The sequence below is a fragment of the Fontibacillus phaseoli genome, assembly GCF_003337355.1.
GTDB lineage: Bacteria > Bacillota > Bacilli > Paenibacillales > Paenibacillaceae > Fontibacillus > Fontibacillus phaseoli.
The window spans coordinates 40,830-54,703 of record NZ_QPJW01000011.1; the positions used below are offsets into that span (position 1 = coordinate 40,830).

Sequence of the window (13,874 nt, forward strand, 5' to 3'; positions counted from 1 at the left end):
AATGTTTATTGAATCCCTTCCTGCACTTCCTTCAGCATTTCCGGTACAGACAGCAATCCGCCGCCGGATAGGTACCAGTAGTTGGCGTCGAGGTAAACGATTTTGCCGTCTTTTAATCCTTATCCAAATGATACAAATAAACATCTTCCATATTCGGCTTCACCGCGACGGATTTCCACTTATCCGGCTCATGGTCGCTCACAATGCGCACAAGTACGCCTTCCTTATCGCCCGTAATATTACTCACTTTGTACTGCTCTTTCACCTTCGGAAGCTCTTCTTCCGGAAGATGAAGCTCGAATACTTTGTCCTTTATCCCTTCCAGAATCCGGTTAGGCTCATCCTGCAGCAGCATTTTGCCTTCCTTGATCAGAACAACCTGCTTGGCGATAAACTCAATGTCCGTAACCACATGTGTTGCTAACAGAACAATCTTGTTCCGCGCGATCGTGGAAATAAAATTACGGATGCGGATGCGCTCTTTAGGGTCCAGCCCGGCGGTCGGCTCGTCCAGAATCAGAATTTGCGGATCATTCAGCAACGCCTGCGCGATTAAAATCCGCTGTTTCATCCCCCCGGAGTAAGAGCCGAGCCGCTTGCTCGCGTCCTGCTTCAGGTTCACGACCTCAAGAAGATGCTCGATTCGCTCCGCTGCATGCGGCTTCTTCATTCCTTTCAGCGCAGCCATATACCACAAAAACCGGCGACCGGAAAAATCATCGTACAGTCCTTGCTGTTGCGGCATATAGCCTAGAATATTCCGAAACTTCCAACCTAAACGCGAAATGGCTTCCCCGTTAAAAGTGACCTCGCCCGAATCCGGCTTTAAATTATCGGTCATAATATTCATCAGCGTTGACTTCCCCGCGCCATTGGGACCAAGCAGGCCAACAACGCCGGGGGTCAACTCCATGCTGAAATCGTCCAGAGCCAGCTTTTTGCCTTTATTATAATGCTTGCTGACCCGATTGACGGAAAGGTTCATTGCTCTTCACCCCCAACGCAAGAGATTTACCGTTATAGCACTGCCATGTTATCCATCCGGCCAACAACCCGATTACCGTGATCACCGAGTAGTATAGTAATACAGAGATCATAGGACCGCTCTCCGAAAATTGCATATTGAGAAATAGGATATTGTTAAAGGATAAAGTGCGGATCCCCTCCACTCCGACTCCTTGAATAAACACGGGGATCGCCGTCAAGGCTGTCGCCGCAAACAATGTAAGTGACTGGCGCTTCAAAAGAACGGATATCATCAGAACAAAATGGACGATGATGACCGATCCCCATAAAAGCAGCACATTCGTAAGAAGAACAAAGCCGAGAAGACTCATATTTATCTCCACATTTGCGAACCGCTGCAGACTCTGCACTGGGGCATGCCACAAGAGCTGGCTGTAACCGTCCAGATTGATATATCTCGGTATAATGAGGGCTAACAAAACCACTATTGCCAGCAGATAGCCGATCAAGTGCTTGTACACAAACAGCTTCCAACGTCCCTTCCTCGTACTTCTGACGACCGCAATCATCCCGGTTCGGTATTCGTTTGGAAATAACGGACTCAAGAGCAGTGTCAGCAAGACCATATATACGATGCCGACAATGGAATCCCTGAATCGATTGTCGAACAATTCCTCGGAGGTTAACTCATTGAGGAAGCTTCCCGTTATGTCTCTGGATTCTTGTAATTGAACAAGGTGGCTATATTGCTGGTAGATCTTGTTGAATGCGATTTTCTTTAAATTCAGTTCATCCAGTTCACTGCTCTTCTGGTTGTATTGCTCAAGTGTGATCTCGCCATTCTGAAATGCGACTTCATTCTGCAAGCGAACGGATCCCATATCATCATGACGCGCTTTCTCCTGTTCTATATAGGCTGCTTTCTCTTGGTCCAAAGGCCCCGAGAGCTCCCGGATATAACTGTTGTAATAATGATCGTCTTGTCCGAAACGAACCTCACTCGGGTCTATCATATAAACGCTGAACACGAGCGCGGCCGCCAGCGCAAGATAGCCTTTGCCCGTAAACAGAGCTTTTAAGGTCTCATGGATGAACAGGCGACTTGTTCCTCGAGCGCCTGCGACTTGTTCTTTCCATTTGGTCCAATATCGGGCCAGCCAGAATCCGGAATCCGCCGCATCCTGCCGGATATACAGAGCCAGGGCCAGCAACAGCAGAATAACCACAAAGCTGGTCAAACTGGCCAATGAGAGCCAGAAACGATTTACCGGATAGCCGAGCAGGTTCAGGTTTTGATACAAGCCAAGCAAGCCGAATGTATCGAAATAAGCAAATAGATTTATATATTTTAACAGTCCCAGCGGGGAAAGCGGATGAATACTTTTATAGGCAATATAACCGCAGCCCAGACACAAGCCCACAACAACATATGCTTTACCGACATGCCGGATGGCAATGAATAATACGGCGAGAACTAGCGATAACAGCACCGCAGCCAGCATTTTCAAACCTACAAAGGCCATCAGGTATTGAAGTACAGACAACTGCATATTGGCATATTTAAACGTAGGCATGGATTGGATATAGCGCGATAAATCCCCGAAGCCGTAAATCCTGCCGGCAATAAACAGGATGGTGCCGTAAAATAGTGCCGCGATCAGGACGGTCATCCCGATCAGCGCAATCACCTTGGCCAAGGCGGTTGGCAAGCGTCCCTTCCGGTTGGTACGAATAATTCGGAGCAATCCGCGTTCTCTCTCCTGCACAAACAGATAGACGCAGAGCAGAAAAATCATAATGCCGGTCATCAGATCGCTGGGCTTATATTGCGTCACCGTTACTATTCCGTTCTCCAGCCCAATGTCGAGTGGAATAGATTTCAAGTGATCAAAGTCAGTTGGAGTTTTCATAATGTTGCGGTAGGAGAAGGAGTCTTTCTCATAAAAAATGGATACGGAGAGCATTTCATCCGCTTTTTCCTGAATGCCGTTTATATAGTCCCGATATGCATCAAGGGACTTATACTGTCTAAGTAGTAAGTCAACAAGGAAGGTGTCTCGCCGTAATCGGTCGGCATCTTCGCGATAGGGGCTTTCTTCAAATTTCTTGACTATTTCGGGAGAATCCCGCTGTATCTGCTCGCTGGATTGACGAAGCTCCGGATTGTCGGGACGCAATTGCGCATACAGCAGTTGCCCAAAACTGATTAACTCCTGGTTTAGCTGGTTTACCTGGGCATACGCCTTCTCGTTCGGCATACGGCTGAATTCCCTTTCAAGCTCATAGTATCGTTCCATGTGGCCGATTAAGTAGTCCTGTCCTTTCATCTGCTGCTGATAATACATCCAACCGTTCGACAGTACCAGCACGAATAGAAGCACCCACAATAACCGCTTACGCAATATTTTTAACATTTCATAAGCTATCAGTTTCATCATCTCGCCCCGCCCTCTTAGGGATTAGTTCGTAACGTGGGGCCTTCATCCTTGGTCTCGATCAATGTACGGAAGGCGGCCTTCCCGCTCCCGATTTGGCTCTTGTCCAGTACAGCGATGATTTTTTTCCCGTCTTCCCCGTAATGAACGAACATATTGTTCTCGTCCCCCGTAATGATAGTGTGATCCATCGGCAGGAAAGAGACGTCAATGGAATCGACTAACTTATAGTCCAAGTCATACACATCTATCTGATTGGGGTTCATTCTGCCTTCCGCCAGTTCCGGCGTTAAATAGTACCAGGCGGTCCGGGCAAAAAAATGCTTCTGGTCGGCATAGACCGAACTCATGAAATCCCGCTTGATCGGCAATGTTCTAACGTCCTCCCCTTCGAGATTCGATTCATAAAAATGCCAGGAGCGCTCATCCAGCGGATCGCCGTAAAATTTATCGAATAACAACTTTTGATCCATAATCCCCGCAATTCCCTCATTGCTGTTTTCATCGTCTTCATCATACATGGGGGTGACGGTCTGATCCTGAATATCATATCTCAGCGTACGGTACATGTTTATACCCCACTCCAAAATATAAACATTCTTCCCGTAGGGAATCATATCTGTAATATGACCTTTTTCCTGAGTCCCTTCATAAATGACCTCGGGTTTAGCAGAGCGCTGACCAAGACGGAACTGCATGATTTGATATTTGCCGTCGGAGTTTTGATCAAAATCCATAGACGTATAATAAACGACCCCGCGATGAATCGCGATGGCTTGGGGGATAAACTCGAATGTTAATATCTTGCGCCGCTCGGTTCCGTCTTTGGATAGTTCAAGCAACTGGGCGCGGTCAACCTGTTTGTCCCTTTCGGTAACGGTATCCGAAGCAATAATATACAGTTTGCCGTTGTAATAGCTCAGAAAATCTTTCGGCCCTGCATACTGGGCGACATAAGCGTTGCAGTTCTCAATCGGATTGGTGTCTTCCTTCTTCAGACAATCCGAATCGGGCCGGTTGTCCAGCAGAACCGGCTTCATCGTTGTTTTGTCCATATAATATATATACTTGTTATTCAGAAAGTAATAGCCGTCCTTACTCGCACCGATTCGTATCCCTGGCCCCTGCTCATGAAGAAAATACTGATAATCCGTATCAGGATTATACTCGTTGCTGTAATCGGCAGGTGTCCCAGCACAGCCCGTTAAAATTAGAAACATACAACAAACCATCCATAGATATCGAATTCTCATTAAAGGTATCTCCTAAGGTTCAAATAGTAGAGAACCCCTCTCCGATTAGAGGGTTACCTGCTTATACCCACTAATTCGGAGAGAGGAACTTACAAGACGTGGATCATACAAAATTGAGTTTGTAATTTAAAGGCTCGTATATCCATTCCATACATATGAGCTCCAGCTAACTCGATGTGTCGCGTTAGCTGAGTAATGAACCGGATTAACATGATTCGAGGTAGCTGTCGTGCTTACGCTAGTTGCACTCTGGCTTGTGGAGTTGGAAACAGTGTAGATATCACTACGATATCCCCATTTGTACTTGTAAACCACACTTGCATCCAGATACCCCGGAGAAGCATTAATCCAAGTGCTTGCCGTTGCGTAACCTAGACTTGAGCTATTCGTAGCCATGGTAAGATTGCCACTTACGGATACCCCCCCAATCGAACCGGAGGTTGAGGTGGACGCTGCGAATGCCGAATTCGATAAGGCCATTGATGCTACCAGAACCAAAGTCACTGCAAATAACCGTTTGTTTTTCTTCATTTGATATCCTCCATTTACCATAATTTTTTCCTGCCCGTTGATCACTATGTAGGGCTGAACATCGATTTATTCAGTAAGCGCTATCATGCGAACTGATAAATCTGTTGGAAGTCTGGTAATCAAATGACAGGTTATTACGTACGCTGGCCAGCATATTTGGTTGCGCAAACGTTTGCAACCAAATATATTGTATCACAAGAAAAATTTGGTGTATATATGCTTTATATTCCAATTTATACACTGCAAAGAAGCAGTCATGCCTCCAACCAGAATAGGGTGGAGGCATGACTGCTTCTTTTAAGATCAATCACTCCGGTTTATTGAATCCCTTCCTGCACTTCCTTCAACATTTCCGGTACGGACAGCAATCCGCCGCCGGAAAGGTACCAGTAGTTGGCGTCGAGGTAAACGATTTTGCCGTCTTTGTAGGCATTCGTCTTTTTCACGAGATCGTTCTCCACCAGCTTGGAGGCCGGTTCGGCCTGCTTGCCTTCTTCCGTTACGACAGCGTCACGGTCTACGACGAACAGGTAGTCGGGGTTCTTCTCGGCGACGAATTCAAAGGAGATGGAATCCCCGTGGGTATCCGCCTTAATATTCTCGTCAACCGGCGCAACGCCGAAGACATCGTGAATGATGCCAAAGCGCGAGCCTGGGCCATATGCGCTGACTTTACCGCCGGTCGTCAAAATGACGAGGCCTTTTTTCCCGTTGGCGGAGACTTGGTCATTAAAGGCCTTGATCGAGTCGTTAATCGCCGTAAGCTCTTGCTCCGCTTCGGCTTCCTTGCCGAAGATCTCGCCGAGCGTCTTCACGTTTTCGGAGAAAGAGCCCATATAATTCGCGGTGTCCACGCCCATAAAGATCGTCGGGGCGATTTTGTTCAATTCTTCATAAGCTTCGGACGAACGGCCCGAGATGAAGATAACGCCCGGATCCAGTGCGTTCAGCCCTTCAAAGTCCGGCTCGAACAACGTACCCGCATTTTTGTATTTGCTGTCTTCGTATTTCTTCAGATGGCCCGGCAAATTGCCTTGCGGTACAGCCGCAACTTCCACGCCCAGCTTGTCGAGCGTTTCCAGCACGCCATAGTCGAACACCACTACATTGCCAGGGTTTTTCTTCACTTTGGCTTCGCCCAGCTTATGCTTGATCGTAAGCTCTTCATCCTCAACAGGCGCGGCCGCCGCAGGTTGCGTCGTATTCGTGCTGCCCGTATTGGCACCGGCATTCTCATTGCCGCCATTGTTCCCGCCGTTACCGTTCTTGTTGTTGGTTCCGCAAGCGGCCAGTACAACGACCATCATCAGCGTAGTCAAGATCAGACCGATTTTTTTGTTTTTCACCGTAATTACACTCCCATTTCCTCTTATTATTTGAAATACACGCAAATTTTGTTGCCGCCGATCTCCTGGACCGGAATTTCCATATCGTAAACTTCGCGCAGCACGGACGGTTCGATAATTTCATCCGTCGTGCCTTCCTTAACCACCTTGCCGTCCTTCAGCGCTACAATATAATCGGAGTAGCAAGAGGCAAAATTGATATCGTGGATGACAAGCACTACCGTTTTGCCGAGCTCGTCGACCAGTCTGCGCAACACCTTCATAATTTGCACCGAATGATTCATATCGAGGTTGTTGAGCGGCTCGTCGAGCAGCACGTACTCTGTGTTTTGCGCGATAACCATGGCGATGAATGCCCGTTGCTTTTGACCCCCGCTGAGTTCGTCGAGAAATTTGTTTTGCATGGTTTCAAGGTGCATATAGCGGATCGCTTCGTCCACATGGGCTTCATCTTCCTTATTCAAGCGTCCCTGCGAATAGGGAAAACGCCCGAAGTTCACGAGATCCCGCACCGTCAATCGAATGTTGATATGGTTGGACTGTTTGAGAATCGAGATTTTTTTGGCGAGTTCTCCGCTTTTCCATTGCCCGACCTCCCGGTCTTCAATCAGGACTTCGCCCTCGTCCTTAGCAATCAGCCTGCTGATCATGGATATCAATGTGCTCTTCCCCGCCCCGTTCGGTCCGATAAAGGAAGTGATCTTTCCTTTTGCGATCTCCAGCGAGACGTTGTCGACGACCTTTTTGCCGCCGTATTGTTTGGAAACTCCTCTGACCTTTACCACGATTTATTCTCCTTTAGCAGCAGATAGATGAAGTACACCCCGCCGATAAAGTTGATGATGACGCTTAGCGAAGTGGAGAAGGTAAACACTTTCTCGACGAGCAACTGGCCTCCGGCAAGGGCGATAAAACTGACCAGGGAAGCGCCGAGGATCAACGTTTTGTGACGATAGGTGTTCAGGAACTGATAAGACACATTGGCCACCAGCAGGCCGAGAAACGTTATCGGCCCGACCAGCGCGGTCGAAATTGAAATCAGGATCGCGACGACGATCAGCATCCGTTTGACGACATATTCATAGCTGATTCCCAGGTTGACCGCATGATCGCGGCCCAAAGAAAGCACATCCAAATACTTGGTGAATTTTGCAAAATAAAGTGCCACGAGCATGACGCCAACGAGCGACAGCCACAGCAGATCTGAATTGACATTGTTGAAGCTGGCGAACATTTTATCCTGGATGACCAGAAATTCATTCGGATCGATCAGTTTCTGCAGAAACGAAGTCACGCTCGAGAAAAAGGTTCCGAAAATGAGTCCGATCAGCAGCAGATGATAAATGTTGCGCCCTTCCCTGCGAAACAGCATTCTATACAACAGCATGGCGAACACGACCATCAAACCGACCGCCAGAACAAAGCGCAAATTTTTGCTCATCATGGTCAAGGCCGTTCCCCCGATCAGGAAAACGATCACCGTCTGGAGAAGCATATACAGCGAATCCAGGCCGATAATGCTCGGCGTCAGAATCCGGTTGTTCGTAATCGTCTGGAACACCACGGTCGAAAAGGCGATGGCAGTACCCGTGAGGAGGATGGCGATCAGTTTTTTGCCCCGTCTCGGCAGGATATAATCCCAGTGCCCTCCCGCATCAATCGTCATAAAGACAACGGCAAGCAGGACGGCGATGCCGGCAAGGGTCCATAGTTTGGCTTTATTGCTCATATGTCTTTCTCCTCATCAGCAGATACAGGAAGATACCGCTTCCGACCACCCCGACGGTCAGTCCGATCGACACCTCGTAGGGATAGATGATCACCCGGCCCAGAATGTCGCAGGCCAGCACGAACACCGCGCCCAGCAAAGCCGTGTACGTCAAGTTTCCTTTCAGATTGTCGCCGCGGAATATCGTGACCAGATTGGGAATGATCAATCCGAGAAAAGGAATCGACCCGACCGTCAGCACGACGACCGAAGTAACGAGCGCCACCAGGCCCAGGCCGATGTTAACCACCTGCTTGTAGTTCAAACCGAGGTTGACGGAAAACTCCTCGCCCATGCCCGCGACGGTAAATTTATTGGCGTAAACGTAGGAAACAGCCACCAAAGGCACGCTGATAAACAGCAGCTCGTAACGGCCCTGCATGATCATGGAGAAATCCCCATACAACCATGCGGACATACTCTGAATCAAATTGTATTTGTAAGCAAAAAAAGTAGTCGCCGAACTGACGATTCCGCCGAACATCAACCCGACGAGCGGGATAAAGATCGTATCCTTGTACTTGACCCGGTTCAAGATTGCCATGAATATGTAGGTTCCGAGCAGTGCGAATACAAAGGCTACGGACATTTTGACGAGCGCCCCCGCCGAAGTGAACAGGAGCAGGGCCACCATAATGCCGAAGCTGGCGGAATCCATCGTGCCCGCCGTCGTAGGAGACACGAATTTGTTACGGGTCAGCTGCTGCATGATCAAACCGACGATACTCATACTGACTCCGGCAATAATAATGCTGACTAGCCGGGGAATCCGGCTGATCCACAGCAGTTCCCAGGCCTCCCCGCTTCCCGGTCCGAACAGGTCTAAGAGTGACATGCTCGAAGCTCCGATAAACAGGGATGTAATAGATAGTACGATTAATAGAGCTATTAAAATGGTAAGTGTTTTCTTCTTCATGTGATCGTCCTTACTTTGCTTCCTCTGGCCTGGAGGAAACCCAAGTGATTCGCTGCCGGCAGGACAGACGATTGACTAATAATGATATTCATTATCAATTAGCTAGAATTATACCGTGCCAATTTTCACACTGTCAACCGTTTTAAAATTTAAATTTCCCAGGATAACTCATTATTTATTGTTGAAACCCTATTGTACGAACATATGTTTTTGTATAAAATAAATTGGAGAATATTAGTATGTGTTCAAAAAGTCGACTATTCAGCACCGAGAAGGTTGGATGAAGGAGGGACTGAGGAGCGGAGCGTAGACAAAACCTACGTGAGCACCTTAAATGTTTCCGTGGGAAACATACTTCGAATGCACCATCTAGGCCCGCCTGAATTCAAGATTCGATGTAGGATAAGCAACCTGATGCCACTTCGTAATCAAAAGATGACTTTTTGACAACCTCTTAGGAACGATCTATCATCGACGCTCCTAAACAGAATATACATAGTTGCATTATTTGGAAGGAGTGTCCCCCCTTGACTGAACAATCCGAAACGTCGAAAGGAAGTAATAAACGAAGGAGTAAGTCCCTGGGACATTACCGGGAAATGCTGAGCCGGTACGTATTCACGCAGCGGAAGCTCTTGATATGGCTGGCTGTCCTGCTGCTGTTGTCCATCGCTTTGCAGCTCGTAAATCCGCAGGTCATCCGCTTTTTCATCGATACGGCCCAAGGGGAAGGCAGTTTGAATGCGTTGTATTATGCAGCGGCGATCTTTATCGGCTTCTCGCTGATCCAGCAGGTGATCACCGTATGTGCGTCCTATTACAGTGAAAACCTGGGCTGGACAACGACCAATCGACTGCGGGCCGATCTGGTGGAACATTGCCTCTCGCTCGACATGTCGTTCCATAAATCCAATACCTCCGGGACGTTAATCGAACGGGTCGACGGGGACGTCAACGCGCTCGCCAACTTCTTCTCCAGCTTTATGATCCACCTGCTAGGTAACATCCTGCTCATGCTAGGCATTATACTTCTATTATTTCGTGAAAATATTTGGATCGGGACGGTTATGTCACTGTTCGTGGTAGGAGCCGTCTTTGTCATCCAGCGGATCCGCAAATTCACCGTCCCGATCTGGACGAAATGGCGGGCTCAGAACGCCGAGCTGTACGGCTTCATCGGCGAGCATCTGGAAGGAACCGAAGATACCCGTGCCAACGGCGCTGCCGGTTATGTCATGAACCGCTTCTACGATTTGTCCCGGCGGATGCTGCCGGTGCGAATCCGGGCCTTCATGGGTTTCGGGATGATGTGGGGCACGACCATCCTCGTGTTTGCGCTCGGCAACGCCGCCGCCTTCATCGTCTGCGCCTGGCTCTGGAAACGCGGGGAACTGACGATCGGTTCCGTTTATCTTGTCTTCTACTATACCGAACTGCTGGCAAAGCCGATTGAAAAAATCCGCACCCAGCTTGAAGATCTGCAAAAAGCCGATGCCAGCCTCATTCGCGTTCTCGATCTGCTAGGTACGAAACCGAAGATCACCGATGGCCCGGGTGCGCTGCTTCCGTCAGGACCTTTGTCCGTGCGGTTTAACCGCTTGACGTTCGCTTACGAGGAAGATGGCGAGCCGACGCTGCGAGATTTGGATATAACCCTGAGACCGGGCCAAACGCTCGGGCTCCTGGGCAGAACCGGCAGCGGCAAATCGACGCTGGCCCGCCTGCTGCTGCGCTTCTATGATCCTCAAGAGGGCTCCATCGAGCTGTCCGGCGTTGATATTCGCAACTGTAAGCTGCATGAACTTCGCAGCGGGGTAGCGATGGTCACGCAAAATATCGAGATTATGGAAGGAACCGTCCGTGACAATCTCACTTTGTTCGATGACCGGATTGATGACGGGAAAATTCTGGCCGTCCTGAAGGAATTAGGGCTGGAAGAATGGTACGCCTCTCTGCCGGACGGGCTGGACAGCATTCTGTCCTCCGGCGGGGGAAGCCTGTCGGCAGGCGAAGCCCAGTTGCTCGCCTTTGCCCGGGTATTCTTGAGCGATCCGGGGCTGGTCATTCTGGATGAAGCCTCTTCCCGGCTTGATCCGCTGACCGAAAATCGGATCGAGGCGGCGATCAACCGCTTGTTGGAAGAGCGGACGTGCATCATGATCGCCCACCGGCTCTCGACAGTACAGCGGGCCGATCAGATTTTGATCCTGGAGAGCGGCCGGATTGTGGAGAACGGTTCACGAGCGGCGCTCGCCGGCAATCCGGATTCCCGGTTCAGCCGGATGCTGGCCGTCGGACTTGAGGAGGTGCTGACATGAGTACAAGACATTTTTTCTGGAGGCTGCTCAGTTACCGGCCGGTCTTCTATTTTGCCAATCTGTTTGCGTGGATGATCATCCACATGGCTCCGCTGTTGGTGGGCCTGATTACCAAGGCCTTCTTCGACTACCTTGAGGGGAACTACGATTTCCCTTACGGCGTCTGGGGCATCGCCGCCCTGCTCGTCGCTGCCGCGCTGGGACGGATCGTGCTGATCGCCGGAGGATTCTGGACTGATGCCAGCTACCGGTTTCGGATCAGCGCCCTGCTGCGGCGAAATATGCTGGCCCATGTCCTGAAGGAGCCCGGAGCCAAGGCCATTCCTTGCTCGCCGGGAGAAGCGATCAGCAACTTCCGGGACGACGTCGATCAATCGGAAGAGGCGATGAGCTGGTCGGTAGATATGTTCGGTCTGATCGGCTTCGTGATCGTATCCAGCTACATTTTGATTTCCATCGACGGGCAGATGACGTTCTTCGTCTTCGTCCCGTTGATTCTGGTCGTGACGGCTGCGCAAGTAGCCACGACGCGGATTCAGAAATACCGCGCGGCCAGCCGCGCCGCGACGGCCAAAGTCACCAGCTCGATCAGCGAGATGTTCTCCAATGTCCAGGCGATTCAGGTCGCCGGGGCCGAATCTCGGATCGTGCGCCGTTTTGAACGGCTGAGCGACGCCCGCCGCGAATCGATGGTCAAAGACAAGCTGATTACCGAGGCGCTGTCCTCCGTGTTCACGAATTCCGTGAATCTGGGCACCGGCCTGATACTCGTTCTCGCCGGCTACAAAATGCGCAGCGGCACCTTCTCGGTCGGCGACTTGTCCTTGTTCATTTATTATTTGACCTTTGTTACCCAACTGATCTCCAATGTGGGGAACTTCATGACGTTCTATAAACAAATGGCCATCAGCTTCGGACGTTTGAAGGATATGCTCCAGGGTGCGCCGGCCTGGATTCTGACCGCGCCGGCCTACATCGGGCTCGGCAAGCGGCGGTGGGGCGAGGCGGCGGTCGCGGTCGCGGGGAACGTAGGCGGCGGGACTGCCGCAGCCGATGCCAAGAGCGCGAAAGCAGCGGCAAAAGCGGCACGCGAGTCTGGGCGCGCCGCTGAGGGGGCGGCGGAGTATCGAGCGGAGCCGCTGCAAGTCTTGGAGGTACGCGGGCTCACTTACCGCTACCCGGAAACGGGCCGGGGGATCCAGGACATCGATCTGCGGCTGGCCCGCGGATCGTTCACCGTGGTCACCGGCATGATCGGCTCCGGCAAGACGACGCTGTTGCGGGCACTGCTCGGCCTCTTGCCGGCCGAAGGCGGCGAGATCGCCTGGAACGGCCGGCGCGTCGAGGCGCCGGCGGACTTCTTCGTTCCGCCGCAGAGCGCTTATACGGCGCAGATTCCGCGCCTGTACAGCGACAAGCTGCGGAACAACATCCTGCTCGGGCTGCCGGACGACGGCGGCAGCCTGGAGCAGGCGCTGCACGCCGCCGTCATGGAAGACGACGTGGCGCAGCTCCAGCACGGCCTCGACACGATGGTCGGGCCGCGCGGGGTCAAGCTCTCCGGCGGCCAGGTCCAGCGGACCGCGGCCGCCCGGATGCTCGTGCGCGACGCACAGCTCTACGTGTTCGACGACCTGTCGAGCGCGCTCGACGTCGAAACCGAACGCAAGCTGTGGGAGCGGCTGTTCCGCGACAGGGGCGAGGCCACCTGCCTCGTCGTGTCGCACCGCAAGGCCGCGCTCTCGCACGCGGACCATATCATCGTGCTGAAAGACGGCACGATTGAAGCCGAGGGCACGGCGGAGCAATTGCTCGCCGTGAGCGATAGCTTCCGCCAGCTCTGGCATGGCGAAGAAAGGCCGGCTTCAGGTCCGGCCTAACGGATCTAAAGCAGAGCCTGAAGAATGGCCCCTAATCTGGGGCTGAATCATATCCTGCTTCCTCAAGAAAAGCTTGGAGCAGGGTCGGGCTTGAACAAATCATTTTCATTCCTATATGATGAATGCCTTGACTGGCAGACAAACAAAACAAATCCATATAACGCGAAAAGATGCAAAAATGCAGTAATTCAGGTGTGATCTTCGAGACGGAGACCTAATTACTGCAAAAGTGCATCTTTTTTGCTGAGGTTCCGGCGATATAGCTGAATATTGGTGAAAATAATGTACTTTTACATCAATAACGTAATCTTTGTCCTAGATATGAACAAATTGATGTACTTTTACATTAATCAGGGTTGTACGCATACAAACATACCGTTAGAGTACTTAACTGGCGCAGTGTTATGGTGAGCAGTGCAGTATCAAGGTGAGCGGTGTCACGACGAGCAGTTTACCAAACT

General features: G+C 50.8%; 9 protein-coding genes and 1 pseudogene. 2 read left to right on the top strand and 8 right to left on the bottom strand.

What is annotated here, in order from left to right; translation table 11 throughout:
- Positions 1 to 5 precede the first annotated feature (5 nt).
- The 8 genes and pseudogenes from DFP94_RS26165 to DFP94_RS20125 all read right to left on the bottom strand — a co-directional run.
- A pseudogene (locus tag DFP94_RS26165) lies at positions 6 to 113 on the bottom strand (ABC transporter); the annotation flags it as partial.
- Positions 113 to 985, bottom strand: coding sequence for an ABC transporter ATP-binding protein (locus DFP94_RS20095; protein WP_114498274.1), 873 nt, complete (start codon positions 983 to 985; stop codon positions 113 to 115). The pseudogene DFP94_RS26165 and the gene DFP94_RS20095, both read right to left, overlap by 1 nt.
- Positions 948 to 3,404 (bottom strand): hypothetical protein, encoded by a 2,457-nt coding sequence (locus DFP94_RS20100; protein ID WP_114498275.1) that lies wholly within the window; start codon positions 3,402 to 3,404, stop codon positions 948 to 950. The genes DFP94_RS20095 and DFP94_RS20100 overlap by 38 nt, the downstream gene beginning before the upstream one ends.
- Positions 3,405 to 3,418: 14 nt before the next feature.
- A complete protein-coding gene (locus DFP94_RS20105; protein WP_114498276.1) occupies positions 3,419 to 4,621 on the bottom strand; it encodes a hypothetical protein in 1,203 nt (400 codons plus the stop codon).
- Between the two features lie 881 nt (positions 4,622 to 5,502).
- Positions 5,503 to 6,492 carry a siderophore ABC transporter substrate-binding protein gene (locus tag DFP94_RS20110; protein WP_114498349.1) on the bottom strand — a complete coding sequence of 330 codons (990 nt, stop codon included), beginning with the start codon at positions 6,490 to 6,492 and terminating at the stop codon, positions 5,503 to 5,505.
- Between the two features lie 65 nt (positions 6,493 to 6,557).
- Complete coding sequence (locus DFP94_RS20115) at positions 6,558 to 7,316, bottom strand: iron ABC transporter ATP-binding protein (protein ID WP_114498277.1); 759 nt, start codon at positions 7,314 to 7,316, stop codon at positions 6,558 to 6,560.
- Entirely contained in the window at positions 7,310 to 8,260 is a 951-nt protein-coding gene (locus DFP94_RS20120) for an iron chelate uptake ABC transporter family permease subunit (protein WP_114498278.1), read from the bottom strand. Before DFP94_RS20120 ends, DFP94_RS20115 begins: the two co-directional genes overlap by 7 nt.
- Complete coding sequence (locus DFP94_RS20125) at positions 8,250 to 9,215, bottom strand: ABC transporter permease (protein ID WP_114498279.1); 966 nt, start codon at positions 9,213 to 9,215, stop codon at positions 8,250 to 8,252. The genes DFP94_RS20120 and DFP94_RS20125 overlap by 11 nt, the downstream gene beginning before the upstream one ends.
- 599 nt (positions 9,216 to 9,814) lie before the next feature.
- Here DFP94_RS20125 and DFP94_RS20130 point away from each other — a divergent pair.
- Both DFP94_RS20130 and DFP94_RS20135 read left to right on the top strand, forming a co-directional pair.
- The gene (locus DFP94_RS20130; RefSeq protein WP_181873237.1) at positions 9,815 to 11,533 is read left to right on the top strand and encodes an ABC transporter ATP-binding protein; all 1,719 of its coding nucleotides are present in this window, start codon (positions 9,815 to 9,817) and stop codon (positions 11,531 to 11,533) included.
- Positions 11,530 to 13,413: an ABC transporter ATP-binding protein gene (locus DFP94_RS20135; protein WP_114498281.1), complete on the top strand. Its 1,884-nt coding sequence runs from the start codon at positions 11,530 to 11,532 to the stop codon at positions 13,411 to 13,413. The genes DFP94_RS20130 and DFP94_RS20135 overlap by 4 nt, the downstream gene beginning before the upstream one ends.
- The last annotated feature ends 461 nt before the right edge of the window (positions 13,414 to 13,874 follow it).

What these genes read in the sequence shown, in the direction of transcription:
- DFP94_RS20110 (WP_114498349.1), bottom strand. Translation starts at nt 6,492, where the DNA reads ATGATGGTCGTTGTACTGGCCGCTTGCGGAACCAACAACAAGAACGGT.
- DFP94_RS20105 (WP_114498276.1), bottom strand. Translation starts at nt 4,621, where the DNA reads ATGTTTCTAATTTTAACGGGCTGTGCTGGGACACCTGCCGATTACAGC.
- DFP94_RS20130 (WP_181873237.1), top strand. Translation starts at nt 9,815, where the DNA reads ATGCTGAGCCGGTACGTATTCACGCAGCGGAAGCTCTTGATATGGCTG.
- DFP94_RS20095 (WP_114498274.1), bottom strand. Translation starts at nt 985, where the DNA reads ATGAACCTTTCCGTCAATCGGGTCAGCAAGCATTATAATAAAGGCAAA.
- DFP94_RS20125 (WP_114498279.1), bottom strand. Translation starts at nt 9,215, where the DNA reads ATGAAGAAGAAAACACTTACCATTTTAATAGCTCTATTAATCGTACTA.
- DFP94_RS20120 (WP_114498278.1), bottom strand. Translation starts at nt 8,260, where the DNA reads ATGAGCAATAAAGCCAAACTATGGACCCTTGCCGGCATCGCCGTCCTG.
- DFP94_RS20100 (WP_114498275.1), bottom strand. Translation starts at nt 3,404, where the DNA reads ATGATGAAACTGATAGCTTATGAAATGTTAAAAATATTGCGTAAGCGG.
- DFP94_RS20135 (WP_114498281.1), top strand. Translation starts at nt 11,530, where the DNA reads ATGAGTACAAGACATTTTTTCTGGAGGCTGCTCAGTTACCGGCCGGTC.